The 21753-nt window shown below is 58.7% G+C and carries 19 protein-coding genes and 1 pseudogene; 12 read left to right on the forward strand and 8 right to left on the reverse strand.

Translation table 11 applies throughout. From position 1 onward, the window contains the following. Window positions 1-13 precede the first annotated feature (13 nt). Window positions 14-1387, forward strand: coding sequence for a Trk system potassium transporter TrkA (trkA, locus tag ACZ89E_RS22535; RefSeq protein WP_149659324.1), 1374 nt, complete (start codon window positions 14-16; stop codon window positions 1385-1387). 101 nt (window positions 1388-1488) lie between these two features. Continuing rightward, window positions 1489-1803 (forward strand): tetratricopeptide repeat protein, encoded by a 315-nt coding sequence (locus ACZ89E_RS22540; RefSeq protein WP_476256479.1) that lies wholly within the window; start codon window positions 1489-1491, stop codon window positions 1801-1803. On the opposite strand, the gene ACZ89E_RS22545 is transcribed toward ACZ89E_RS22540, so the two are convergent. The 3 genes from ACZ89E_RS22545 to tag form a co-directional block, all read right to left on the reverse strand. Beyond that, window positions 1804-2043: a PilZ domain-containing protein gene (locus tag ACZ89E_RS22545; protein WP_476256480.1), complete on the reverse strand. Its 240-nt coding sequence runs from the start codon at window positions 2041-2043 to the stop codon at window positions 1804-1806. Window positions 2044-2211: 168 nt separating this feature from the next. After that, the gene (locus ACZ89E_RS22550; RefSeq protein WP_149659327.1) at window positions 2212-3099 is read right to left on the reverse strand and encodes a lysophospholipid acyltransferase; all 888 of its coding nucleotides are present in this window, start codon (window positions 3097-3099) and stop codon (window positions 2212-2214) included. Window positions 3100-3139: 40 nt separating this feature from the next. Beyond that, a complete protein-coding gene (gene tag / locus ACZ89E_RS22555; RefSeq protein ID WP_476256481.1) occupies window positions 3140-3697 on the reverse strand; it encodes a DNA-3-methyladenine glycosylase I in 558 nt (185 codons plus the stop codon). 81 nt (window positions 3698-3778) lie between these two features. On the opposite strand from tag, the gene glyQ reads away from it, so the two are divergent. The 4 genes from glyQ to ACZ89E_RS22575 all read left to right on the forward strand — a co-directional run bounded on the left by glyQ (window position 3779) and on the right by ACZ89E_RS22575 (window position 8184). Beyond that, on the forward strand, window positions 3779-4732 hold the full coding sequence (gene glyQ, locus ACZ89E_RS22560) for a glycine--tRNA ligase subunit alpha (RefSeq protein ID WP_008155694.1): 954 nt from the start codon (window positions 3779-3781) through the stop codon (window positions 4730-4732). Beyond that, window positions 4729-6783 carry a glycine--tRNA ligase subunit beta gene (glyS, locus tag ACZ89E_RS22565; RefSeq protein WP_476256482.1) on the forward strand — a complete coding sequence of 685 codons (2055 nt, stop codon included), beginning with the start codon at window positions 4729-4731 and terminating at the stop codon, window positions 6781-6783. The genes glyQ and glyS overlap by 4 nt, the downstream gene beginning before the upstream one ends. A 6-nt stretch (window positions 6784-6789) precedes the next feature. Beyond that, window positions 6790-7323, forward strand: coding sequence for a D-glycero-beta-D-manno-heptose 1,7-bisphosphate 7-phosphatase (gene gmhB / locus ACZ89E_RS22570; protein WP_149659330.1), 534 nt, complete (start codon window positions 6790-6792; stop codon window positions 7321-7323). An 81-nt stretch (window positions 7324-7404) separates the two neighbouring features. After that, window positions 7405-8184 (forward strand): lysophospholipid acyltransferase family protein, encoded by a 780-nt coding sequence (locus ACZ89E_RS22575; RefSeq protein ID WP_476256483.1) that lies wholly within the window; start codon window positions 7405-7407, stop codon window positions 8182-8184. Between the two features lie 170 nt (window positions 8185-8354). On the opposite strand, the gene ACZ89E_RS22580 is transcribed toward ACZ89E_RS22575, so the two are convergent. After that, the gene (locus ACZ89E_RS22580; protein ID WP_149659332.1) at window positions 8355-9887 is read right to left on the reverse strand and encodes a sensor histidine kinase; all 1533 of its coding nucleotides are present in this window, start codon (window positions 9885-9887) and stop codon (window positions 8355-8357) included. A 176-nt stretch (window positions 9888-10063) separates the two neighbouring features. Between ACZ89E_RS22580 and ACZ89E_RS22585 the strand changes: the two are divergent. Next, window positions 10064-10765: pseudogene (locus ACZ89E_RS22585) on the forward strand (response regulator transcription factor); the annotation flags it as partial. Window positions 10766-10935: 170 nt separating this feature from the next. Here ACZ89E_RS22585 and gyrB read toward each other — a convergent pair. The 4 genes from gyrB to dnaA are packed head-to-tail and all read right to left on the reverse strand — an operon-like array spanning window position 10936 to window position 17152. Next, window positions 10936-13359 (reverse strand): DNA topoisomerase (ATP-hydrolyzing) subunit B, encoded by a 2424-nt coding sequence (gene gyrB, locus ACZ89E_RS22590; protein WP_149659334.1) that lies wholly within the window; start codon window positions 13357-13359, stop codon window positions 10936-10938. A gap of 5 nt (window positions 13360-13364) precedes the next feature. Beyond that, window positions 13365-14468 carry a DNA replication/repair protein RecF gene (gene recF, locus ACZ89E_RS22595; RefSeq protein ID WP_149659335.1) on the reverse strand — a complete coding sequence of 368 codons (1104 nt, stop codon included), beginning with the start codon at window positions 14466-14468 and terminating at the stop codon, window positions 13365-13367. 20 nt (window positions 14469-14488) lie between these two features. Then, entirely contained in the window at window positions 14489-15592 is a 1104-nt protein-coding gene (gene dnaN / locus ACZ89E_RS22600) for a DNA polymerase III subunit beta (protein ID WP_054048133.1), read from the reverse strand. 39 nt (window positions 15593-15631) lie between these two features. Further along, entirely contained in the window at window positions 15632-17152 is a 1521-nt protein-coding gene (gene dnaA, locus ACZ89E_RS22605) for a chromosomal replication initiator protein DnaA (protein ID WP_149659336.1), read from the reverse strand. A gap of 566 nt (window positions 17153-17718) precedes the next feature. On the opposite strand from dnaA, the gene rpmH reads away from it, so the two are divergent. The 5 genes from rpmH to mnmE all read left to right on the forward strand — a co-directional run bounded on the left by rpmH (window position 17719) and on the right by mnmE (window position 21647). After that, entirely contained in the window at window positions 17719-17853 is a 135-nt protein-coding gene (gene rpmH, locus ACZ89E_RS22610) for a 50S ribosomal protein L34 (RefSeq protein ID WP_003213577.1), read from the forward strand. A gap of 16 nt (window positions 17854-17869) precedes the next feature. Further along, window positions 17870-18271, forward strand: coding sequence for a ribonuclease P protein component (rnpA, locus tag ACZ89E_RS22615; RefSeq protein ID WP_218585769.1), 402 nt, complete (start codon window positions 17870-17872; stop codon window positions 18269-18271). Then, window positions 18264-18509 carry a membrane protein insertion efficiency factor YidD gene (yidD, locus tag ACZ89E_RS22620; protein WP_080761984.1) on the forward strand — a complete coding sequence of 82 codons (246 nt, stop codon included), beginning with the start codon at window positions 18264-18266 and terminating at the stop codon, window positions 18507-18509. Before rnpA ends, yidD begins: the two co-directional genes overlap by 8 nt. Window positions 18510-18511: 2 nt before the next feature. Further along, window positions 18512-20197, forward strand: a complete 1686-nt coding sequence (gene yidC, locus ACZ89E_RS22625) for a membrane protein insertase YidC (RefSeq protein WP_149659338.1) — start codon at window positions 18512-18514, stop codon at window positions 20195-20197. A 79-nt stretch (window positions 20198-20276) separates the two neighbouring features. Further along, complete coding sequence (gene mnmE, locus ACZ89E_RS22630; RefSeq protein ID WP_149659339.1) at window positions 20277-21647, forward strand: tRNA uridine-5-carboxymethylaminomethyl(34) synthesis GTPase MnmE; 1371 nt, start codon at window positions 20277-20279, stop codon at window positions 21645-21647. Window positions 21648-21753 lie beyond the last annotated feature (106 nt).

Consider the following 21753-nt stretch of genomic DNA (forward strand, 5'->3'; position numbering starts at 1 on the left):
AGGGAGTGACTGGATGAAGATCATCATCCTCGGCGCGGGGCAGGTCGGCGGTTCGCTGGCGGAACACTTGGCCAGCGAAGCCAACGACATCACCGTGGTCGACACCGATGGCGAACGCCTGCGCGACCTCGGTGATCGTCTCGACATCCGCACCGTGCAGGGCCGCGCGTCGTTTCCGACGGTGCTGCGTCAGGCCGGCGCCGACGACGCGGACATGCTGGTCGCCGTGACCAACAGCGACGAAACCAACATGGTCGCCTGCCAGGTCGCCCACACCCTGTTCCACACCCCGACCAAAATCGCTCGGGTTCGCGAAGCCGCGTATCTGACGCGCGGCGGGCTGTTCAACAACGACGCGATCCCGGTGGACGTGCTGATCAGCCCGGAACAAGTGGTCACCAACTACATCAAGCGCCTGATCGAACACCCCGGCGCCTTGCAGGTGATCGACTTCGCCGAAGGCAAAGCGCAATTGGTGGCGGTGAAGGCCTATTACGGCGGGCCGTTGGTGGGTCAGCAACTGCGACAATTGCGCGAGCACATGCCGAACGTCGAAACCCGCGTAGCGGCGATTTTTCGTCGCGACCGACCCATCCTGCCCCAGGGCGATACGGTAATCGAGGCCGACGACGAAGTGTTTTTCATCGCGGCCAAGGCGAATATTCGCGCGGTGATGAGCGAAATGCGCCGCCTCGATGAAAGCTACAAGCGCATCGTCATCGCCGGTGGCGGACAGATCGGTGAACGGCTGGCCGAGGCCATTGAAAGCCGTTACCAGGTGAAGATCATCGAGATGAACCCGGCGCGCTGCCGTCATCTCTCGGACACCCTCGACAGCACCGTCGTCCTGCAGGGCAGCGCTTCGGACCGGGACCTGCTGCTGGAAGAGAACATCGCCGACGCCGACCTGTTCCTGGCCCTGACCAACGACGACGAAGCCAACATCATGTCGTCGTTGCTGGCCAAGCGCTTGGGCGCGAAGAAGGTGATGACGATCATCAACAACCCGGCCTACGTTGATCTGATCCAGGGCGGCGACATCGACATCGCCATCAGCCCGCAATTGGCGACTATCGGCACCCTGTTGGCCCACGTGCGCCGTGGCGATATCGTCAGCGTGCACTCACTGCGCCGGGGCGCGGCGGAAGCCATCGAGGCGATTGCCCATGGCGATGCGAAGTCGAGCAAGGTGATTGGCAAGGCCATCGAGAACATCGGTTTGCCGCCGGGCACCACCATCGGCGCGATCATTCGTGACGAAGAAGTGATCATTGCCCACGGCGATACGGTGATCAAAACCGGCGACCATGTGATTCTGTTCCTTGTGGATAAGAAGCACATTCGGGATGTGGAGAAGCTTTTTCATGTCGGGTTGAGCTTCTTCTGATCCGAGGGCCTCTTCGCGGGCAAGCCTCGCTCCTACAGATTGAATAGCTGATCGTTCCCACGCGGAGCGTGGGAACGATCGCTGTCGAAAGAGGTAAACAAATGATCGAATCCCTGGAAAAAATGCTCGCCAAGGGTGTGGATAACTCATTGCTGCGCTTCGGCCTGGGCAAGGGGTATCTGGATCTTGGGGAAAATGCCAAGGCCGCCGAGCATTTCCAGCGTTGCGTCGAGTTCGATCCGAAGTATTCGGCGGCGTGGAAGTTGCTGGGCAAGGCCCATCTGGCGCTGTCGGATCATGCCGCCGCGCGTCAGGCCTGGGAACAAGGCCTGGAAGCCGCCCGCGCCCATGGCGACAAGCAGGCGGAAAAGGAGATGACGGTGTTCCTGAAGAAGCTTGATCGTCAGGCCCACTGATCAGAGATAGCGCAGGCCAATCCCCTCGGCGTCCACCAGCACCACTTCCATGCGCACGCGCGGCGCGCCTGTGGGTAAGCCCTGCACCTGGCCATAGACCACCGCGCCCTTGGGCAACGCCGACAGGGTCGGATGCTGGACGTAGACGCCCGTCGTCGAGAGGTTACGGGTCTGGCCCAGGCATTCGCCGAAGCTTTCGTGACTGATCTTGATGCGCAATGATTTGCGGTGTTCGGACATCTTCTGCGCCCTTGCTGAACGTGGGTTGTGGATAACCTGAACTTGTAGGAGCGAGGCTTGCCCGCGAAGAGGCCGGTACATTCAACATCTGTGTTGACTGACACACCGCCTTCGCGGGCAAGCCTCGCTCCTACAGGGCGTAGTTATCCACAGATCGTGCCATTTATGTCAGTACCAGCGTTCTTCACCCGGTGGACGCTTCTTGAAGCGCTTCATGCTCCACATGTACTGGCTCGGATACGCCCGCACGTAGCGCTCGACCACCTGGCTCATCGCTGCGCAGGACGTCTCGGTATCGGTGCTGTACATGGCGTCTGGTGCGGCTTCGAGGATCACTTTGTACCCCGAACCGTCCGGAAGGCGCAGGGCATGCAGGAACACGCCGACCGCTTTGCCGCCGGCGAGCATGTTCGGTACGAATTTACTGGTCAGCGCCTGGGTGGCGAAGAACGGCACGAAGATCCCGGCGGATTCGGCCGGCTCCGGGTCAGCGGGGATGCCCACTGCACCACCTTTGCGCACTTCCTTGATCACGCTGAGGATGCCTTCCTTGGTGGAAGCGGCCACGCGGTTGCCCAATTGCACCCGCTGCTTGCGCAGCAAATCGTCCACGGCTTTCAATTTCGGCGGACGATAGAAAATGATCGGTTTGCACTGGTTGCAATAGAAGTGGTTCAACACTTCCCAGTTGCCGAGGTGGCTGGTGATGCCCACCACACCTTTGCCGGAAGCGAGTGCGTCTTTTAATACGTCGAGGCCTTCGACTTCACGCACCAGGTCGATGGAGCGCTGGGCCGGCCAGATCCAGGCGCAGGCGCTTTCGGTCAGGGACTTGCCGATGTCTCTCAGACTCTGGCCCACCAGACGCTCGCGTTCGGCCGGGTCCATGTCCGGGAAGCACTTGGCCAGGTTGATCCGCACCACGTCGCGGGAACGGTTGGGGGTTTTCCACATCATCCAGCCAATGGCCGAACCGACGGCTTGCACGGCCCGCCACGGAAGCAGGGCAAACAGCCGCAGAGCGCCTACCAGCAAGGCGCCTTTAAACTTATCCACAGGTCACTCCTGATCTTGTGCTGTGTGCGAGGCGGCCATTCTAACCGCCGTTCGCCAGCGTCGCGTAGCGATCGCAATCCTGGGTATGGTCCATGACCATGCCCGAGGCCTGCATCAGCGCGTAACAAATGGTCGGGCCAACGAACGTAAAGCCAGCCTTTTTCAGGCCTTTGCTCATCTCCACGGCGACCGGCGTCACGGCCGGCACCTGGCTGCGATCCTTGAAATGATTAATCAGCGGTTTGCCACCCACGAAGGACCAGAGAAACGCCACCGGGTCCTCCAGCGCCAGCCAGGCCTGGGCGTTGCGCCGGGCCGCGTTGAGTTTGAGGCGGTTGCGGATGATGCCGGGATCGAGCATCAATTCATCGATTTCCGCGTCGCTCATCTGCGCCACGCGTTGTACGTCGAAGCCGAACAACACCTCGCGATAACGCTCACGTTTGCGCAACACGGTGATCCATGAAAGGCCGGCCTGGAACCCTTCGAGCAAAAGCAACTCGAACAATCCCTGCGCATCGCGTAGCGGCGTGCCCCACTCCTGATCGTGATAAGCCATGTACAGCGGATCTTCGGAACACCAAAAGCAGCGTGGCATAAGGCTCCAGGGGGCGTGCGCAGCAACGAATCGGGTATACTCCCGCTCTTTAAATCGCAGCCCAAGAAACAGGTGAATTACGTGAGCCAGCCTACGCCAGCCGTGCGTACCTTCCAAGACTTGATCCTCGCCCTCCAGCAATACTGGGCCGAGCAAGGTTGCGTGGTACTTCAGCCCTACGATATGGAAGTAGGCGCCGGCACTTTCCACACAGCCACGTTTCTGCGCGCCATCGGCCCGGAAACCTGGAACGCCGCTTATGTGCAGCCCAGTCGTCGCCCGACTGACGGCCGCTACGGCGAAAACCCGAACCGTCTGCAGCACTACTACCAGTTCCAGGTAGTCCTGAAGCCGAACCCGGACAACTTCCAGGAACTGTACCTGGGCTCCCTCAAGCACGTTGGCCTGGACCCGTTGGTCCACGACATTCGCTTCGTCGAAGACAACTGGGAGTCGCCAACCCTGGGCGCCTGGGGTCTTGGCTGGGAAGTCTGGCTCAACGGCATGGAAGTGACGCAGTTCACGTACTTCCAGCAAGCGGGCGGCATCGAATGCTACCCGGTGACCGGCGAGATCACTTACGGTCTTGAGCGTCTGGCCATGTACCTGCAAGGCGTGGACTCGGTTTACGACCTGGTCTGGGCTGACGGCCCGATGGGCAAAGTCACCTACGGCGACGTGTTCCACCAGAACGAAGTCGAGCAATCGACCTACAACTTTGAACACGCCAACGTCGAGAAGCTGTTCGAGCTGTTCGATTTCTACGAAAGCGAAGCCAAGCGCCTGATCGAACTCGACCAGCCGCTGCCGTTGCCGAGCTACGAAATGGTGTTGAAGGCGTCCCATACCTTCAACCTGCTGGATGCGCGCCGGGCAATCTCGGTGACTGCGCGTCAGCAATACATCCTGCGTGTACGCACCCTGGCGCGTTCCGTTGCGCAAGCCTACCTGCTGGCTCGCGCCAAGCTGGGCTTCCCGATGGCAACCCCGGACCTGCGTGATGAAGTGTTGGCTAAGCTGGAGGCTGCACAATGAGTGCTCTGGATTTCCTGGTTGAATTGGGCACCGAAGAACTGCCACCCAAAGCCCTGAACACCCTGGCCGATGCGTTCCTGGCCGGTATCGACAAAGGCCTGCAAGCCGCTGGCTTGAACTACGAAGCCAAAACCGTGTACGCCGCGCCGCGTCGCCTGGCCGTGCTGATCACCGCACTGGCGACCCAGCAACCGGATCGCAGCATCAACCTCGACGGCCCGCCGCGTCAGGCTGCCTTCGATGCCGATGGCAACCCGACCCAAGCAGCACTGGGCTTTGCCAAGAAGTGCGGCGTCGACCTGAGCGAAATCGATCAGAGCGGTCCGAAACTGCGTTACAGCCAGAGCATCGCCGGCAAACCGACCGCGAGCCTGCTGCCGACCATCGTCGAAGACTCCCTGAACGACCTGCCGATCCCGAAGCGCATGCGCTGGGGCGCTCGCAAGGAAGAATTCGTGCGTCCGACCCAGTGGCTGGTGATGCTGCTCGGTGACCAGGTCATCGACTGCACGATCCTCGCCCAGAAGGCTGGCCGCGATTCCCGTGGCCACCGCTTCCATCACCCACAAAGCGTGCGCATCACGGCGCCGGCCAACTACCTGGCCGACCTGCGTGCAGCCTACGTATTGGCCGATGCCAACGAGCGTCGCGCCATCATCAGCAAGCGCACCGAAGAACTGGCGACCATGCAGGAAGGCACCGCCATCGTTCCTCCAGCCTTGCTCGATGAAGTGACCGCGCTGGTTGAATGGCCGGTGCCGCTGGTGTGCTCGTTCGAGGAGCGTTTCCTCGATGTGCCGCAAGAAGCCCTGATCACCACCATGCAGGACAACCAGAAGTACTTCTGCCTGCTGGATGCCGACGGCAAGTTGCTGCCACGTTTCATTACCGTGGCCAACATCGAAAGCAAAGACCCGCAGCAGATCATCGCCGGTAACGAGAAAGTGGTTCGCCCACGCCTGACCGACGCCGAGTTCTTCTTCAAGCAAGACAAGAAGCAGAAACTCGAAGACTTCAACCTGCGCCTGCAAAACGTGGTGTTCCAGGAAAAACTCGGCAGCGTCTATGACAAGGCCGAGCGCGTTTCCAAACTGGCCGCGTACATCGCGCAGCGCATTGGCGGCAACGCAGCCTGGGCCTCCCGTGCCGGCCTGCTGTCCAAGTGCGACCTGGCGACCGAGATGGTCGGTGAGTTCCCGGAGATGCAAGGCGTCGCCGGTTACTACTACGCCCTCAACGACGGCGAGCCGGAAGAAGTCGCTCTGGCCCTGAACGAGCAGTACATGCCTCGCGGTGCCGGCGCTGAACTGCCGACCACCCTGACCGGTGCGGCCGTGGCCATCGCCGACAAACTCGACACCCTGGTCGGCATCTTCGGCATCGGCATGCTGCCTACCGGTAGCAAAGACCCGTATGCCCTGCGCCGTGCGGCACTGGGCGTGTTGCGCATCCTGATCGACAAGAAGCTCGACCTCGACCTGAACGACGCCGTGGCTTTTGCCGTGAACGCGTTCGGCGCCAAGATCAAGGCTGCCGGCCTGAACGATTTGGTGCTGGAGTTTATCTTCGACCGTCTGCGTGCCCGTTACGAAGACGAAGGCGTGGATGTCGGCACTTACCTGTCGGTGCGTGCGCTGAAACCGGGTTCCGCACTGGACTTCGATCAGCGTGTTCAAGCGGTAGAAGCGTTCCGCAAATTGCCGGAAGCCGCCGCCCTGGCTGCGGTGAACAAGCGCGTTTCGAACCTGCTGAGCAAAGCCGAAGGCTCGATTCCGTCGGTAGTGGAAGCCAAGTACTTCGACAACGCCAACGAGTTCTCCCTGTACTCGGCGATCCAGCAGGCTGACCAGGCTGTCCAGCCGATGGCCGCTGCGCGTCAGTACAGCGAATCGCTGGCGCGCCTGGCTGCCTTGCGCGAGCCGGTGGATGCGTTCTTCGAAGCGGTGATGGTCAATGCGGAGGATGCCAAGGTGCGCGCCAACCGTTATGCCTTGCTGTCGCGTCTGCGTGGGCTGTTCCTCGGCGTTGCCGACATTTCGCTGCTGGGGTAAGACAGTTTGAAACTGCTGATTCTCGATCGGGACGGGGTGATCAATTACGACTCCGACGCTTACATCAAGTCGGTGGAGGAGTGGATTCCGCTCCCCGGTTCGATCGCAGCCATCGCGCAGTTGAGCAAGGCCGGCTGGACGGTGGCGGTCGCTACCAACCAGTCGGGCATCGCTCGCGGCTATTACGACATCGCCACCCTGGACGCCATGCACGAGCGCTTGCGCTCACTGGTGGCGGAGCAGGGTGGTGAGGTCGGGCTGATCGTCTATTGCCCCCACGGGCCGGACGACGGCTGCGATTGCCGCAAGCCAAAACCCGGGATGTTGAAAACCATCGCCGCGCATTACAACGTGTCGCTGACTGATCTATGGTTTGTCGGCGATACCCTTGGTGACCTGGAAGCCGCAAAAGCCGTCGATTCTCAGCCAGTTTTGGTAAAGACCGGGAAAGGCGAAAAGACTTTGGGCAAGGCCCTACCGGCAGGCACCTTGATTTTTGACGATCTGGCGGCGATTGCCGCAGAACTTATCCACAATTAGAGCGTTTCGAGATTCCTGACCAAGGATTGATCGGGATTGCGCTTTATATAGACGGGCAGAGCCCGCACGGTAAACGTCACCATGTCGATATTGCAGGCCATCAGAACCTTCCTCTTTTACCTGCTGCTGGGCACCAGCTCGTTGCTCTGGTGCAGCCTGAGCTTTTTTATCGCGCCATTTCTGCCGTTCAAGGCGCGTTATCGCTTTATCAATGTGTACTGGTGCCGCTGCGCGCTGTGGTTGAGCAAAGTGTTCCTGGGCATCCGCTATGAAGTGAAGGGTGCCGAGAACGTGCCGGACCAACCTTGCGTGATTCAATCGAATCATCAGAGCACTTGGGAGACGTTCTTTCTCTCGGCTTATTTCGAGCCGTTGAGCCAGGTCCTCAAGCGTTCCCTGCTCTTTGTGCCGTTCTTCGGTTGGGCGATGGCGATGCTGCGACCGATCGCCATCGACCGCGATAACCCGAAAGCCGCGCTCAAGCATGTGGCGAAAAAGGGCGATGAGTTGCTGAAGGACGGCGTCTGGGTGCTGATCTTCCCTGAGGGCACTCGTGTTCCCTACGGCACTGTCGGAAAGTTCTCACGGGGCGGTAGCGCTTTGGCGGTCAACGCCGCACTTCCGGTGCTGCCGATTGCACACAATGCCGGCAAGTTTTGGCCGAAAACCGGTTGGGCAAAGAAGCAAGGCGTGATCACTGTGATCATCGGCGAACCGATGTACGCCGAGGGCAGCGGGCCGCGAGCCATTGCTGCGCTGAACGATCGAGTCCAGGCCTGGAACGAACAGATGCAACGCGATATGGGTTCGCTGCCACCGGCCCCTCAGGCCCCCGCCGCGACGGATCAAGTGGCTGTCTGAGATTCTGTGGATAACCTGTGTACCGTTTTGTTGAAAAACAGCGGATTTAGTCTGTATAGCTATGATTTATATACATATTTCTTAAGCTCATAAAATTCCGGAAAAGGTGCATAAGTTTTTTTCGGACGTAAAAAAACCGGCTGATATAGCCGGTTTTTTATGCCCGCGATTTACTGATCCAGCAGGGGAAAATGCAGGCTGAAACGGGTGCCTTTGCCCACCTCACTCTGGCACTCGATCTGCCCACCGTGGTGATCCACCACGGCTTTAACCATCGACAACCCTAATCCCACGCCATCAATACCTTGAGCCGAAGAAAAGCGTCGGTACTGATTGAACAGCTCAGGCAACTCATGGGCGGCGATGCCTTTGCCTTGATCGGCCAGTTCACACTTCAGCCATCCTGCACTGCAACTGACTTGCAGACTGATGCGCGTGCCGGCATCGCTGTACTTGATGGCGTTCTCCAACAGGTTGAACAACGCACGGGTCAGCAGCCCCTGATCGGCCATGATCAGGCTTTCCTGGGCATCGTCCTCCAGGTAATGGACCAACTCGATCTGTTTCAGCTGCGCGATGCTCAGGGCCTGGTCGAACACATCCAGCACCAGCATGGCGAACAGACTGGGCTGGAATTCATAGGTCTCGGACTCGGCTCTGGCTAATTGCACGAAACCGTCCGTGAGGTCCAACGCCCTGCGCACCTGGCGCTCGATCTGATCGAACAGCTGCGTATCGCCGCCGATTTGCTGGCGATGCACATCGAGCAGGGCCAGGATCGCCGAATGCGGCGCGCGCAGGTCATGGGACAAAAAACGCAGCAGCACGCCACGTTGTTCCTCGGCATCGCGTTCGACACTCAGGTCGGTCAGGCTCAGCAGCCAACCGATCGGCGTCTCACCGTCCACTGGCAGCAGTGCCGCACGCTCCAGGCGCAGGCTACGACCCTTGATATCCCTGAACTCGACCAGGGCCAAAGTCGACAAGGGCGGGCGCGATCCATCGAGCAGTTCCGGGTAACCCAGGCGCGCCAATTGCTCGAGCACGTCATCACCGGCCAGCTCAGCGCCAAACACGTCTCGAGCGTTGCGGTTGCCGAGCAAAATCCGGCCTTGGGGATCGCTGATCAACGTCGCGACCGGCAAATACTCCAGGCCATCGGCGATAAAGCGTCGGGTGTCGCGGGTGCGACTCATGGCTTGTTCCAGGGCCATGATTTGCCGCTGCAAATGATCCCCCGTAGGAAACTGCACGCGGCGGCGCTCCGGGAACACTTTCGGTTCGTTGTCCAGACGGGCCAGCTCCCAGCCGAAATAGGTCAGCACCACGCTCAGTCGCCGCCAGTTCCAGATCAGGTAACCGAACAACATGCCCATCAGGCTCGCTGTCGGGGACCACCACCAACGCAACTCGGCCAGACCGGCGCTGATCAGTAGCGCGCAACTCATGCCGCCCAAGGTCAACCAAAGCGCCAGGCGCGGGCGCAGCAACATTAAGCCGAGTACACAGGCCACCAGGCTAACCGAGATCAACGCTCCCATCGCGCCCGAACCTTCGGGTCCATCCGATTGGGCGCTGTAGGAAAGCAGCGCCGTCAACGGCAGCAGGGTCAGACTTATCCACAACCATTCACGGACCAATTGCCGGAACAAACGCTGAACTTGAGTGGGCTCGCGACTCTCGCGGCGACGCTGATTCGTCATGGAAAAAAAGGATAGGGGAGGGGCCGGGGAATTAGGTTCATGAGTCACTGGTCTGATTGGTAGATTGAACCTGGAGAATCATAGCGGACGACGACCAATGGGGCGCCGCTTACTTTCACTCCCCAGGCCGAGCCGGTATCGTCTACCGCCCACCCGCCATCAAGGAACTGCCGCACATGCGCGTCGCGATACTGGACGATGAACCCGCCGAATTACGCCGGGTGGAACAGACCCTGCGGCAAATGGCCGAACCGGGCGAACAGCCCTGGTCATTGCACAGCTTCGAGCGCGGGGAAGACCTGTTGCGCCAGCTACGCCGGGAAACCTTCGACCTGTTGATCCTCGACTGGCAACTGCCGGACCTCAGCGGACTCTCGCTGCTGCGCTGGACCCGCGAACACATGGACGCGCCGCCAGCCGCCATCATGCTCACCAGCCGCGACGCCGAGAGCGACATCGTCCAGGCTCTGAATGCCGGGGCCGACGACTACGTCAGCAAACCGTTCCGCCCCAACGAATTGAAAGCCCGGGTCGCTGCCGTGTTGCGCAGACATAGCCAGCAACGGGCGACGGCCACCGAAGCCTTGAGTTTCAATGACCTGGTATTCGACGACGCCGACCTGACCGTCACCCGCGCCGGCACGCCAATCGGCATGACCGAGCGGGAATACAGCCTGGCCCGTTGCTTGTTTACCAATCTCGGCCGGCCATTGTCCCGGGAGTATCTGTATGGGCGGTTCTGGAGTCATGAAGAGATGGTGTCTTCACGGCCGCTGGACACGCACATTTATCGCCTGCGCAATAAATTGGGGCTGACGGCGGATCGGGGTTGGCAGTTGCTGACGATTTATGGGTATGGGTATCGGTTGGAGAGTGTGGGGCCCCACAAACGAATGAGATCAAAAGATCGCAGCCTTCGGCGGCTCCTACATTTGAAATGCAATATCTGTAGGTGCTGCCGAAGGCCGTGAACTTTTGATTTTCCCGAAACCATAAAAAAGGCCAACGCATGTGCGTTGGCCTTTTTCGTTTTGGCGCTGCCGCTGGATCAGAAGTCCAGGTTGGAAACCGCCAAGGCGTTGCTTTCGATGAAGTCACGACGGGGTTCGACCGCATCACCCATCAGGGTGTTGAAGATCTGGTCCGCGCCAATGGCGTCTTCGATGGTCACTTTGAGCATCCGGCGCTGAGCTGGGTCCATGGTGGTTTCCCACAGCTGATCCGGGTTCATCTCGCCCAGACCTTTGTATCGCTGGATGGTGTGACGCTTGGTGCTTTCAGCCATCAGCCATTCAAGGGCTTCCTTGAATTCGGTGACCGGTTTCTTGCGCTCGCCGCGCTGGATGTACGCGCCGTCGTCGAGCAAGGTGCTCAGTTGAGCTCCCAGGGAAACGACAGTTTTGTAATCGTTGCTGCCGAAGAAGTCGCGGTTGAAAGTGATGTAGTTCGACAGGCCGTGGGAGATCAGTTCGACCTCTGGCAGCCAGACGTTACGTTCACGGTCTTCACGCAGGCTGGCTTTGTAGACCAGGCCGGACTTCTCGACGGTACGCAGGCGAACTTCGAACTTGGCCATCCAGTCTTGCATCACTGCGTGATCGGACAGTTGCTCCAGGGTGACAGCAGGCAGGTAAATGAAGTGCTCGGTCAGTTCCTGTGGGTACAGGCGCGACAGGCGCTTGAGGGTCTTCATGACCAGACGGAAGTCATTCACCAGGCGCTCAAGGGCTGGTCCGGAGATACCCGGAGCGTCCTCGTTCAGGTGCAGGCTCGCGTCTTCCAGGGCCGACTGCGTCATGTACTCTTCCATGGCGTCGTCGTCTTTGATGTATTGCTCTTGCTTGCCTTTCTTGACCTTGTACAGCGGCGGCTGGGCGATGTAGATGTAACCGCGCTCGATCAGCTCCGGCAACTGACGGAAGAAGAAGGTCAGCAGCAGGGTACGGATGTGCGAACCGTCGACGTCAGCATCGGTCATGATGATGATGTTGTGGTAACGCAGTTTGGCGATGTTGTATTCGTCACGGCCAATGCCGCAACCCAGCGCAGTGATCAAGGTGCCCACTTCTTGCGAAGAGATCATCTTGTCGAAGCGCGCTTTCTCGACGTTCAGGATCTTGCCTTTCAACGGCAGGATGGCCTGGGTGCGACGGTTGCGACCCTGCTTGGCGGAGCCGCCAGCAGAGTCACCTTCCACGAGGTACAGTTCGGACAGGGCAGGGTCTTTTTCCTGGCAGTCAGCCAGTTTGCCCGGCAGGCCGGCGATATCCAGCGCGCCTTTACGACGGGTCATCTCACGGGCTTTACGCGCCGCTTCACGGGCACGGGCCGCGTCGATCATCTTGCCGACGACCAGCTTGGCTTCGTTCGGGTTTTCCAGCAGGAAGTCGGAGAAGTACTTGCCCATTTCCTGTTCGACCGCGGTCTTCACTTCGGAAGAAACCAGCTTGTCTTTGGTCTGGGAGCTGAACTTCGGATCCGGAACCTTCACCGAAATGATCGCGGTCAGGCCTTCACGGGCATCGTCACCAGTGGTGGCAACTTTGTGTTTCTTCGCCAGGCCTTCCGCTTCGATGTAGGTGTTCAGGTTACGCGTCAGTGCGGAACGGAAACCCACCAGGTGAGTACCGCCGTCGCGCTGTGGAATGTTGTTGGTGAAGCACAACAGGTTCTCGTTGAAGCTGTCGTTCCACTGCAGGGCGATTTCAACGCCGATGCCGTCTTCACGCTGGATGTTGAAGTGGAACACCTGGTTGACCGGAGTCTTGTTGGTGTTCAGGTATTCAACGAACGCACGCAGGCCGCCTTCGTACTTGAACAACTCTTCCTTGCCGCTGCGCTCGTCCTTGAGGACGATGCCGACACCGGAGTTGAGGAAGGACAGTTCACGAATCCGCTTGGCCAGGATGTCCCAGCTGAAATGGATGTTCTTGAAGGTCAGGTCGGACGGCTTGAAGTGAATCTGGGTACCGGTGGTTTCGCTCTCGCCAACGATTTTCATCGGCTCTTTCGGAACACCGTGGATGTAGGTCTGCTCCCAGATCTTGCCGCTGCGGCGCACCGTGAGAACAAGCTCTTCGGACAGGGCGTTCACTACCGATACGCCCACACCGTGCAGGCCGCCGGAAACTTTATAGGAGTTGTCGTCGAACTTACCGCCGGCGTGCAGCACGGTCATGATGACCTCGGCTGCGGAAACGCCTTCTTCTTTATGCACGTCTACCGGGATGCCACGACCGTTGTCGCGCACGGTGATGGACTCATCCGGGTGGATAATGATGCTGATATCGTCGCAGTGGCCAGCGAGCGCTTCATCGATGGAGTTGTCGACTACCTCGAAGACCATGTGGTGCAGACCGCTACCATCGTCGGTGTCACCAATGTACATACCGGGACGTTTGCGTACGGCATCCAGGCCTTTCAGCACTTTAATGCTCGTTGAGTCGTAGGTATTCGTATTTTCTTCGCTCAATGCCTTCACTCCCGATGGTCGTGGGTCTGGGTGATACGGCCCTGTTCCACGTGGAACAGAGCGACTGGCGTTTCCGTCTGCCAGCCTTCCCTCAATAATTCGTGATCTACACAGGTGATAAACACCTGGCAGCGTAAGTCTTCCAGCAAGCGGCAAAGCGCACGGCGGTGTTGCTCGTCCAGTTCGGACGGCAGGTCATCCACCAGATAAATACACTGGCCGCGTCGGGCCTGGCTAACCAAGTGCCCCTGGGCAATCCGCAATGCACAGACCACTAACTTCTGCTGACCCCGGGACAAAATATCCGCGGCGTTATGTGCGCCCAATCTAAGACGCAAATCAGCGCGTTGTGGTCCGGCTTGGGTATGACCCATTTGCTGATCCCGCTGCAGGGACCCGGCGAGCACTGCACTCAACTCGCGGTCCTTGTCCCATCCGCGGTAATAGCTGAGCGTCAAACCTTCGAGCTCAACCAGTTCGCTCAAGGTCTGTTCAAAGACTGGTTTCAAGGCTTTGATATAAGCGCGGCGGTATTCATCAATTTCTGCACTGGCCTGGCACAGTTCCCTGTCCCAAACCGCTTGCGAAACGGCGTCAAGTGTACCATGCCGCAGCCAAGAGTTTCTCTGGCGCAGGGCCTTCTGCAAGCGCTGCCAGGTGGACATGAATCGCGGTTCCACGTGGAACACACCCCAGTCGAGAAACTGCCGGCGAATCTTCGGCGCGCCCTCCAACAGCCGGAAGCTGTCGGGGTTGATCAGTTGCAATGGCAGGATCTCCGCCAACTGCGCCGCGCTACGGGCGTTCTGCCCATCGATGCGGATCTGGAACTCGCCTTGTCGGTCCCGGGAAATCCCCAAGGCGCTGTGCCCGCCCTCGGACAATTCCACCTGCCCAAACACCGTGCACGCCAATTGCTCGTACTGAATGACGGGCAAAAGACGGCTGCTACGAAACGAACGGGCAAGCCCCAGCAGATGAATGGCTTCCAGAACACTGGTTTTGCCGCTGCCGTTGGCGCCGTAAAGAATGTTGATTCGGGGAGAGGGGGAGAAGGTCACCGGGTGCAGATTGCGCACCGCGGTGACCGAGACGCGACTTAAGGACATCTAGCTTCTGCTGAGCATGATTACAGACGCATCGGCATGACAACGTAAGCCGAGTCGTCGTTGTCGGACTCTTGCACCAGCGCACTGCTGTTGGAGTCGGACAGGATCAGGCGAACCTGCTCGGTGGTCATCACGCCCAGCACGTCGAGCAGGTAGCTCACGTTGAAGCCGATTTCCAGATTGCCGCCGTTGTATTCAACGCCGACTTCTTCTTCCGCTTCTTCCTGCTCCGGGTTGTTGGCCTGGATCTTCAACTGACCGTTGGCCAATTGCAGACGAATACCGCGGTACTTCTCGTTGGACAGGATCGCGGTGCGGCTGAAGGCTTCACGCAGGGCCTGGCGGTCGCCGAGTACCAGTTTGTCGCCGCCCTTCGGCAGAACGCGCTCGTAATCCGGGAATTTGCCGTCGACCAGTTTCGAGGTGAAGGTGAATTCGCCGGTAGTCGCACGGATGTGGTGCTGACCGAGGACGATGCTGACGAGGCCATCCGGCTCGGTCAGCAGGCGCGCCAGTTCAAGGATACCCTTGCGCGGCACGATCACCTGGTGACGATCCGGCTGACCGATGTCGGCCTTCATCGAGCACATGGCCAGACGGTGACCGTCGGTGGCCACGGCGCGGATGATGCCTTCGGACACTTCCAGCAGCATGCCGTTGAGGTAGTAACGCACGTCCTGCTGGGCCATGGCGAAGCTGGTGCGTTCGATCAGACGACGCAGTTTGCTTTGCTCCAGGCTGCAAGTCAGCGAACCCGGGCCTTCTTCCACCGTCGGGAAATCGTTGGCCGGCAAGGTCGACAGGGTGAAGCGGCTACGGCCAGCCTTCACCACGAGCTTCTGCTCATCGACCTTGATGTCGATCAGCGCGTCGTTCGGCAGGCTCTTGCAGATGTCCATCAACTTGCGCGCAGGCACGGTGATGGAACCTGGATCAGCCGGCTCTTCGAGTTGCACACGACCGACCAGCTCGACTTCCAGGTCTGTACCGGTCAGCGACAGCTGCTGGCCTTCGACAACCAGCAGCACGTTGGAGAGCACCGGCAAGGTCTGTCGGCGCTCGACGACGCCTGCGACCAGTTGCAGGGGTTTCAACAGGGCTTCGCGTTGAATGGTAAAATGCATGGTCTAGTCCCTTGCCTTAATAAGCTGCGCTGGTGTTCATCAAGTGGTCAGTGTACGCAGCAGGTTCTTGTAGTCCTCGCGGATGTCCGCGTCGGATTCCTTAAGTTCGTTGATCTTGCGGCAGGCGTGCAAAACGGTCGTGTGGTCGCGGCCGCCAAACACATCGCCGATTTCCGGCAGGCTGTGGTTAGTCAACTCTTTGGAGAGGGCCATTGCAACCTGACGCGGACGTGCGACCGAGCGTGAACGACGCTTGGACAGCAAGTCGGAGATCTTGATCTTGTAGTACTCGGCGACGGTGCGCTGAATGTTATCCACAGAGACCAGTTTGTCTTGCAGCGCCAACAGATCTTTCAAGGATTCGCGAATCAGCTCGATGGTGATGTCGCGGCCCATGAAGTGCGAGTGGGCGATCACGCGCTTCAGCGCGCCTTCGAGCTCACGGACGTTGGAGCGAATACGTTGGGCAATGAAGAACGCCGCATCGTGGGGCAGATCGACTTTGGCCTGGTCGGCCTTTTTCATCAGGATCGCCACGCGGGTTTCCAGCTCCGGCGGCTCGACAGCCACCGTCAGGCCCCAGCCGAAGCGGGACTTGAGGCGCTCTTCGAGGCCTTCGATTTCTTTCGGGTAGCGGTCACTGGTGAGAATGACCTGCTGGCCACCTTCAAGCAGGGCGTTGAAGGTGTGGAAAAACTCTTCCTGGGAACGTTCCTTGCGAGCGAAGAACTGAATGTCATCGATCAGCAGGGCGTCCACCGAACGGTAGAAGCGCTTGAACTCGTTGATCGCGTTCAGTTGCAGCGCCTTGACCATGTCGGCCACGAAACGCTCGGAATGCAAGTACACGACCTTGGCATTCGGGTTCTTCTTTAATAGGTGGTTACCCACAGCGTGCATCAAGTGGGTCTTACCCAAGCCGACGCCACCATAAAGGAAGAGCGGGTTGTAACCATGCTTCGGGTTGTCCGCCACTTGCCAGGCCGCAGCCCGGGCCAGTTGGTTGGACTTACCTTCGACGAAGTTCTCGAACGTGAACGTTCGGTTCAGGTAGCTGGTGTGCTTGAGCGCGCCTTCCACCTGGACGGTGCGTTGTTCGGCGCGAACCGGGGCCTGTTGCGAACTGGCGCCGGCCATTGGATCGAAACTGTCGCGGGATGGCTCTTCACTGACGTCGGCAATCTTTTGGGTTGCGCGTTTGGTCTGTGTGGCGGCCGGGGCAGGCGCGGGTGCGCTGACCGGTGCCTGGGAGACTTGCGCCTGGGACGCCGCAGCGGCCAGCGGGGCGTTGGGTGCCGCACGCGGGGCCGAACTGCGTTTGCTGCCTATTAATAAGGAAAGCACCGGCGCCATGCCATTGCCATGCTCATCCATCAGTTCGAGGACGCGGCCCAGGTACTTTTCGTTGACCCAGTCGAGAACAAAACGATTCGGTGCGTAGACACGCAACTCATCGCCTTCGGCTTCGACCTGTAGTGGACGGATCCAAGTGTTGAATTGTTGGGCAGGCAGCTCATCGCGCAAAAGCTCCACGCACTGCTGCCAAAGTTCCACTGACACGGATATCCCCTAAGTTGAAAGCCGGTGAGGCAAAAACAAGCGGCCATTGTAGCGGCCAGACGCGCACTTATCCACATGCAGGTTGCGCACAGCCCATGAATTATCAACGCGTTAACTACTTAAAAGGCGACCAGCGGTATGTGCATAAGCTCTGTGGATAACCGCCCATGAGGGCACTGGACAAGTGGGGGGTAAACTCGGTGGATAACTGGCCTGTGGATAACTGGCCATTCCACACACAGCTTATCCGACAGCGCAGCACAGGCTGACCACCGTTTTCCACCGTAGTTGTCATTCCCTGTACATCACGGATTAGAAGGGCTAAAGGCAGTTATCCACAGCAGATGGCGTCCCTAGCTTTTATAAGCTTTACAGAAAAGCTTTAAATAATTCCCTTCTTTATTTCTATATCTAGCGAAGGAGCGTCGGGCGAGAAACCCCTGGAGATCTATTTATAAGGAAACGCTGGTTGGAAATTGACCTAGAGGCTTGCTTTCTCTAGAATCCCCGGTCTCTTAAAACGGGGGCCATTCCGGCCCGTTGTGGACGAACCAGGTAACACGACAATGAAACGTACTTTCCAACCAAGCACTATCAAACGCGCTCGTACCCACGGTTTCCGTGCTCGCATGGCTACCAAAAACGGTCGTGCCGTCCTGTCGCGTCGTCGCGCCAAAGGTCGTGCGCGTCTGGCAGTTTGATAATCCGGCACTGGAGGTGAGTCAGGACTTCAGTCGGGACAAGCGTTTGCTTACGCCCCGGCATTTCAAAGCAGTCTTTGACTCCCCTACCGGCAAGGTTCCGGGGAAAAATCTCCTGCTCCTTGCGCGCAACAACGATCTTGATCACCCCCGTCTCGGGCTGGTTATCGGGAAAAAGAGCGTAAAGCTCTCCGTCGAGCGCAATCGCCTCAAACGTCTGATGCGCGAATCGTTTCGCCTGAACCAGGATTCACTGGTCGGTTGGGACATTGTTATCGTCGCGCGCAAAGGTTTGGGGGACGTAGAAAACCCCGAATTGATTCAGCATTTCGGCAAACTCTGGAAGCGTCTGGCACGCAGCACGCCAGTACCAGCAGTTAAAACCGAAACTGTAGGGGTAGACAGTCCTGATGCGTAAACTGGCACTCGTTCCGATCCAGTTTTATCGCTATGCCATTAGTCCCCTGATGGCCAGTCACTGTCGTTTCTACCCCAGTTGTTCCTGCTACGCGTACGAAGCCATAGAAAATCATGGCCTTCTGCGCGGTGGCTGGCTGGCCTTTCGTCGTTTAGGTCGCTGTCATCCGTGGAATCCCGGTGGTTATGACCCGGTTCCGCCTATCCCTACCTCCCGTTCTTCTTCGATGGCCGAGTAATCATGGATATCAAACGCACGATCCTGATCGTCGCCCTGGCAATCGTGTCCTACGTTATGGTTCTTAAATGGAACCAGGACTATGGCCAGGCTGCCCTGCCGACTCAGAATGTTGCTTCCAGTACTACCGCACCGGGCCTACCGGACACGGCGACTGGCAATAATGCTTCTGTCAGTGACGACATTCCCCGCGCCGCAAGCGATACCAGCACTGCACCTGCCGAAACTCCGGTAGCTGTCAGTAAAGACCTCATCCAGATCAAAACGGATGTGCTCAACCTGGCCATCGATCCACAAGGTGGTGATGTTGCCCAGCTGACGCTGCCGCTGTATCCACGTCGCCAGGACCATCCGGAAATTCCATTCCAGTTGTTTGATAACGGCAACGAGCGGACTTATCTGGCCCAGAGCGGTTTGATCGGCGCCGACGGTCCGGACGCAAGTCCAACCGGTCGTCCGGTTTACGCTTCGGAGAAGAAGATTTATCAGTTGGCTGACGGTCAGGACCAATTGGTCGTGGACCTGAAGTTCAGCAAGGACGGCGTCAACTACATCAAGCGTTTCACCGTGAAACGTGGCCTGTATGACGTAACCGTTTCCTACCTGATCGACAACGAAAGCGCCAAGCCTTGGTCCGGCGCGATGTTCGCGCAACTGAAGCGTGATGCCAGTTCCGATCCTTCTTCCAGCACGGCCACCGGTACCGCGACTTACCTGGGCGCCGCCCTGTGGACAAGTAACGAGCCGTACAAGAAAGTGTCGATGAAGGACATGGACAAGGCTCAGCTGAAAGAAACCGTGAACGGTGGTTGGGTTGCCTGGTTGCAACACTACTTTGTGACCGCCTGGATTCCGGCCAAGGGCGAAAACAATGTCGTCCAGACCCGTAAAGACAGCAAAGGCAACTACATCATCGGTTACACCGCTCCGGCAGTGACCGTTGCGCCAGGTGCCAAAGGTGAAATCAGCGCTGTTCTGTACGCCGGCCCGAAAAGCCAGGCTGTTCTGAAAGAGTTGTCCCCAGGTCTGGAACTGACCGTCGACTACGGCATTCTGTGGTTCATTGCCCAGCCAATCTTCTGGTTGCTGCAACACATCCACGCCATTGTCGGTAACTGGGGCTGGTCGATCATCTTCCTGACCATGCTGATCAAGGGGCTTTTCTTCCCTCTGTCGGCTGCCAGCTACAAATCCATGGCGCGCATGCGTGCAGTGGCACCGAAACTGGCATTGCTGAAAGAGCAGCATGGCGACGACCGGCAGAAAATGTCCCAAGCCATGATGGAGCTGTACAAGAAAGAGAAAATCAATCCGCTGGGCGGCTGCTTGCCGATCCTGGTGCAGATGCCGGTTTTCCTTTCGCTGTACTGGGTTCTGCTGGAAAGCGTGGAAATGCGCCAAGCGCCGTTCATGCTGTGGATTACTGACCTGTCGATCAAGGACCCGTTCTTCATTCTGCCGATCATCATGGGTGCAACCATGTTTATCCAGCAGCGGTTGAACCCAACGCCTCCGGATCCGATGCAGGCCAAGGTGATGAAGCTGATGCCAATCATCTTCACCTTCTTCTTCCTGTGGTTCCCGGCGGGTCTGGTGCTGTACTGGGTGGTCAACAACTGCCTGTCCATCAGCCAACAGTGGTACATCACGCGTAAGATCGAAGCGGCTACCAAAAAAGCCGCTGCGTAACTTACTCTGTGGATAACCACTCAAAACGCCCCCTAGTGGGGCGTTTTGCTATCTGTCACTTTTGTCTGGATACCGGTTTATGAGCGTTCCTCGTGAAACCATCGCCGCCGTCGCCACCGCTCAAGGTCGCGGCGGGGTGGGCATCGTCCGTATTTCCGGGCCGCTGGCGAGTGTGGCGGCCAAAGCCATCAGCGGTCGCGAACTGAAACCGCGTTACGCCCATTACGGCCCGTTCCTGAGTGAAACCGAAGAGGTACTGGACGAAGGCATCGCCTTGTATTTCCCCGGTCCAAACTCGTTCACCGGCGAAGATGTGCTGGAACTCCAGGGCCACGGCGGTCCGATCGTCCTGGATATGCTGCTCAAGCGCTGCCTGGAATTGGGTTGTCGCCTGGCCCGACCGGGTGAATTCAGCGAACGCGCCTTCCTCAACGACAAACTCGACCTGGCCCAGGCCGAGGCGATTGCCGATTTGATCGAGGCCAGTTCTGCACAGGCTGCGCGTAATGCCCTGCGTTCCTTGCAAGGTGCGTTTTCCCAGCGTGTGCATAACCTCACCGAGCAATTGATCGGTTTGCGCATCTACGTTGAAGCCGCCATCGACTTCCCGGAAGAAGAAATCGACTTCCTCGCCGATGGCCATGTGCTGAGCATGCTCGACAAGGTCCGCGATGAATTATCCACAGTGCTGCGCGAAGCCGGGCAGGGTGCCTTGCTGCGGGACGGCATGAACGTCGTTATCGCAGGACGGCCGAACGCCGGCAAATCCAGCCTGCTCAATGCCTTGGCCGGTCGTGAAGCGGCGATTGTTACCGAGATTGCCGGCACCACCCGGGACATTCTTCGCGAACATATCCACATCGACGGCATGCCGTTGCACGTGGTCGACACTGCAGGCCTGCGCGATACCGATGACCAGGTGGAAAAAATCGGCGTTGAGCGAGCGTTGAAAGCCATCGGCGAAGCGGATCGGGTGTTGCTGGTGGTGGATGCCACCGCGCCGGAAGCCCTGGATCCGTTTGCCCTGTGGCCAGAATTCCTCGAAACCCGGCCAGACCCGGCCAAAGTCACGCTGATCCGTAACAAGGCTGACCTGACGGGCGAAGCGATTGCCCTGGAAGTCAGCGACGATGGCCATGTCACCATCAGCTTGAGTGCCAAGTCTGCGGGCGAGGGCCTTGAGCTGCTGCGTGAACACCTCAAGACCTGCATGGGCTACGAGCAGACCTCGGAAAGCAGCTTCAGCGCACGCCGGCGTCACCTGGAGGCGCTGCGCCATGCCAGTGCCTCCCTCGAGCACGGCCGTGCGCAGCTGACGTTGGCAGGTGCCGGCGAGCTATTGGCTGAAGATCTGCGTCAAGCGCAACACTCTTTAGGTGAAATCACCGGCGCTTTCAGCTCCGATGACCTGCTGGGGCGGATCTTTTCCAGCTTCTGCATCGGTAAATAGCCCCTTCGTTGTTCACAGACAGGCCATTCGTGCCTGTCTGTTCCCTCCTTTTCTGAAAACTTCCCCCAGTGCCGAGCAGATTCTTTCTGCTTGAGCGGATTTCTCC

It is taken from the genome of Pseudomonas sp. TE3899 (assembly GCF_056279105.1).

What these genes read in the sequence shown, in the direction of transcription:
- trkA (WP_149659324.1), top strand. Translation starts at nt 14, where the DNA reads ATGAAGATCATCATCCTCGGCGCGGGGCAGGTCGGCGGTTCGCTGGCG.
- ACZ89E_RS22540 (WP_476256479.1), top strand. Translation starts at nt 1,489, where the DNA reads ATGATCGAATCCCTGGAAAAAATGCTCGCCAAGGGTGTGGATAACTCA.
- ACZ89E_RS22545 (WP_476256480.1), bottom strand. Translation starts at nt 2,043, where the DNA reads ATGTCCGAACACCGCAAATCATTGCGCATCAAGATCAGTCACGAAAGC.
- tag (WP_476256481.1), bottom strand. Translation starts at nt 3,697, where the DNA reads ATGCCACGCTGCTTTTGGTGTTCCGAAGATCCGCTGTACATGGCTTAT.
- glyS (WP_476256482.1), top strand. Translation starts at nt 4,729, where the DNA reads ATGAGTGCTCTGGATTTCCTGGTTGAATTGGGCACCGAAGAACTGCCA.
- ACZ89E_RS22575 (WP_476256483.1), top strand. Translation starts at nt 7,405, where the DNA reads ATGTCGATATTGCAGGCCATCAGAACCTTCCTCTTTTACCTGCTGCTG.
- ACZ89E_RS22580 (WP_149659332.1), bottom strand. Translation starts at nt 9,887, where the DNA reads ATGACGAATCAGCGTCGCCGCGAGAGTCGCGAGCCCACTCAAGTTCAG.
- recF (WP_149659335.1), bottom strand. Translation starts at nt 14,468, where the DNA reads ATGTCCTTAAGTCGCGTCTCGGTCACCGCGGTGCGCAATCTGCACCCG.
- dnaN (WP_054048133.1), bottom strand. Translation starts at nt 15,592, where the DNA reads ATGCATTTTACCATTCAACGCGAAGCCCTGTTGAAACCCCTGCAACTG.
- rpmH (WP_003213577.1), top strand. Translation starts at nt 17,719, where the DNA reads ATGAAACGTACTTTCCAACCAAGCACTATCAAACGCGCTCGTACCCAC.
- yidD (WP_080761984.1), top strand. Translation starts at nt 18,264, where the DNA reads ATGCGTAAACTGGCACTCGTTCCGATCCAGTTTTATCGCTATGCCATT.
- yidC (WP_149659338.1), top strand. Translation starts at nt 18,512, where the DNA reads ATGGATATCAAACGCACGATCCTGATCGTCGCCCTGGCAATCGTGTCC.
- mnmE (WP_149659339.1), top strand. Translation starts at nt 20,277, where the DNA reads ATGAGCGTTCCTCGTGAAACCATCGCCGCCGTCGCCACCGCTCAAGGT.